At 36.7% G+C, this 3101-nt stretch carries 2 protein-coding genes; both read left to right on the top strand.

The features are described 5' to 3' along the window. Window positions 1–96 precede the first annotated feature (96 nt). Complete coding sequence (gene ggt / locus B2145_RS10425) at window positions 97–1779, top strand: gamma-glutamyltransferase (protein ID WP_291101914.1); 1683 nt, start codon at window positions 97–99, stop codon at window positions 1777–1779. Window positions 1780–1922: 143 nt separating this feature from the next. Continuing rightward, the gene (locus B2145_RS10420) at window positions 1923–3014 is read left to right on the top strand and encodes an alpha/beta fold hydrolase (RefSeq protein WP_291101912.1); all 1092 of its coding nucleotides are present in this window, start codon (window positions 1923–1925) and stop codon (window positions 3012–3014) included. Window positions 3015–3101: the final 87 nt, after the last annotated feature.

The following is a 3101-nucleotide window of genomic DNA, read 5'->3' as shown; positions in this document are numbered from 1 at the left end:
GTTAAATATTGGTAGTTAATAATTTATAAAACACAACTTTGTCCCTTAGGGACTAAACAAAATTTATTTCGGACTAATGATTAATATTATAAAATAGTGAAAAAAATATTCCTTATTTTATTAACGTTATCAACAACGTTAATAATCGCTCAAGACCGATTAACCGGAAGAAACTTTGCTTCCAGATCAGAAGTAATTGGACAGCATGGCATGGTAGCCTCCAGCCAACCATTAGCCACCCAAATTGGTATCGATATTTTAAAAAAAGGGGGGACAGCAGTTGATGCCGCAATAGCCGTGAATGCCGCATTGGGACTAATGGAACCAACAGGTAGCGGGGTTGGCGGTGACCTTTTTGCAATAGTATGGGATGTAAAGACCCAAAAACTGTATGGCTTAAATGCCAGCGGACGATCTCCAAAAGCGCTAACTTTAGATTATTTCATTAAAAATAAAATTACACACATTCCATCAAGTGGCCCCTTGCCCGTAACAGTACCAGGTTGCGTTGATGGTTGGTTCGAATTGCATAATAAATTTGGAAAACTACCTATGCAGGACATCTTACAGCCAAGTATAAAATATGCTGAAGAAGGTTTTCCTACCACTGAATTAATTGCTTATTACCTTCAAATGAGCATAAATAGATATATGAACCAGTTCCCTAACATAAAGGAAACCTACACTGTAGATGGTAAATTACCGCAAAAAGGGGATATTATTAAAAACCCTTTCTTGGCCAATACCTATAAAAAAATTGCTAAAGGAGGGAGAGATGCTTTTTATAAAGGGGATATTGCCAAAGTAACAGCCAAATTTATTCAGGAACAGGGAGGATTTTTATCTTATGAAGATTTTGCAACACATCATTCTGATTGGGTTGAGCCAGTATCAACAAATTACCGTGGCTATGATATTTGGGAATTACCGCCTAACGGACAAGGGATAGCTACTTTGCAAATGCTCAATATTATAGAAGGATACGATTTTAGCAAAATACCGTTTGGTAGCGCACAACATTTGCATATTGTAAATGAAGCAAAAAAACTTGTCTTTGAAGACCGAGCCAAATATTATGCCGATATCAATTTTATGAAAATTCCGGTAAATGATTTATTGTCAAAAGATTATGCAGCTAAAAGAAGGGCTTTAATTAACCCAAACCGTGCAGGGAAATTTAAAGCCGGTAAAGAAAGCAATAGTGGTACAATTTATTTAACTGTTGCCGATAAAGATGGCAATATGGTTTCTTTGATTCAAAGTAATTATAGAGGTATGGGATCTGGAATGGTACCCCCAGAATTGGGTTTTATGCTTCAAGACAGGGGTGAATGTTTCAACCTGGCTGAAGGAACGGCAAATTCTTATGCCCCTCAAAAAAGACCTTTTCATACTATTATTCCGGGTTTTGTCACTAAAAATGGACAACCATTTATGAGTTTTGGTGTAATGGGAGGCGATTTTCAACCACAAGGCCATGTTCAGGTATTAATGAATCTGATTGATTTTGGCATGAATTTGCAAGAAGCCGGTGATGCCCCAAGGTTTGAACATGTTGGCTCAACTGATTTTACGGGAGAGCTTGCGCTGGGCAAAGGAGAAATACTCGTTGAAAGTGGTTTTGATATTGAAGAAATAAGAAAACTGATACAGATGGGACATAAAGTTGGCTTTGGCGGTTATTATGGCGGTTATCAGGCAATTATGTATGACGCCGTAAGAAAAGTATATTTTGGCGCCTCAGAAAGCAGAAAAGACGGGGCGGCCGCAGGATATTAACTGCCTGTTTTTGTATAAGCTTATAAATAAATGAACTTCATTTTCTATATTCCAATACCTTCAGCAGGAGGGAAAATAAGACATAAAACTTAAGCTTGTGCTTAATCGAAAACACAATAAATCATAATTTAAATTTTCATACAATGATAATCAAAAACATATTTGCCTTTTTTATATTTTTTATTTTATCCACCGAGACTACTATTGCCCAAGTAGATTTCCCAGCAGCTGTTGAGGGGGATTATGTCATAAATGATTTTGCTTTTAAAAGTGGAGAACATTTAGACCAACTAAAACTACATTACACAACCGTAGGAAACCCAACAAAGGATAAGAAAGGCCATATCAACAATGCTGTTTTAATTATGCATGGCACCACCGGAAGCGGAAGTGCTTTTCTAAGCAAACAGTTTGGAGGCAATTTATTCGGCAAAGGTCAATTGTTAGACGCCACCAAGTATTTTATTATTTTAACAGACGATATTGGGCACGGAAAGTCGAGCAAACCAAGCAATGGATTAAGGATGAAATTCCCTAAATACAATTATGATGACATGGTTTTGGCAAACTATAAATTATTAACTGAACATTTAAAAATAGATCATCTGCGGTTGGTAATGGGAACTTCGATGGGCGGAATGCATACCTGGGTTTGGGGCTACACCTACCCTGATTTTATGGATGCACTGATGCCTTTGGCAAGCTTGCCAGTGGAAATTGCCGGCAGAAACCGCATTCAAAGGAAAATGGCAATTAAATTAATCGAAATGGATCCTGAGTGGAAAGAGGGAAATTATACTCAACAGCCAAAACAAGGAATGTCTGGTGCAATATTATCGTTAATGTTTATGGTTAGCAGCCCGTTACAATGGCAAATAACCGCCCCAACTAGAGAAAAAGCAGAAGTTATGATGGAAAACATACTAAACAGATACTCATCAGCACTGGATGCCAATGATTTAATTTATGCTTTTGATGCCTCAAGAGATTACAATCCGCAACCTTATTTGTCAAAAATTAAAGCCCCTTTATTCGCTATAAATTCTGCCGATGACCAAGTAAATCCACCCGAACTTGGGTTGATGGAGAAAGAAATTAAAAACGCTAAAAACGGAAAATATATATTATTACCCATAACCGATAAAACTACCGGCCACGGAACACATTCCAATCCAAAAATATGGGGAAATTATCTTAAAGAATTACTGGAAAAATCTGAACCCAAAATCAACTAAAATTCAATCTTAACAATCTATCCTTTAAAGAAATCTTTACTATTTAAGATAGGTTTTTAGTTTACTATTAACCTGAATTCGATTAAT

This window comes from Flavobacterium sp. UBA5153, from assembly GCA_002413745.1.
Taxonomy (GTDB): Bacteria; Bacteroidota; Bacteroidia; order Flavobacteriales; family Flavobacteriaceae; genus Flavobacterium.
The sequence above is the reverse complement of the archived record's forward strand: the minus strand, read 5'-3'. Positions and strand labels throughout refer to the sequence as shown.

What these genes read in the sequence shown, in the direction of transcription:
- B2145_RS10420 (WP_291101912.1), top strand. Translation starts at nt 1,923, where the DNA reads ATGATAATCAAAAACATATTTGCCTTTTTTATATTTTTTATTTTATCC.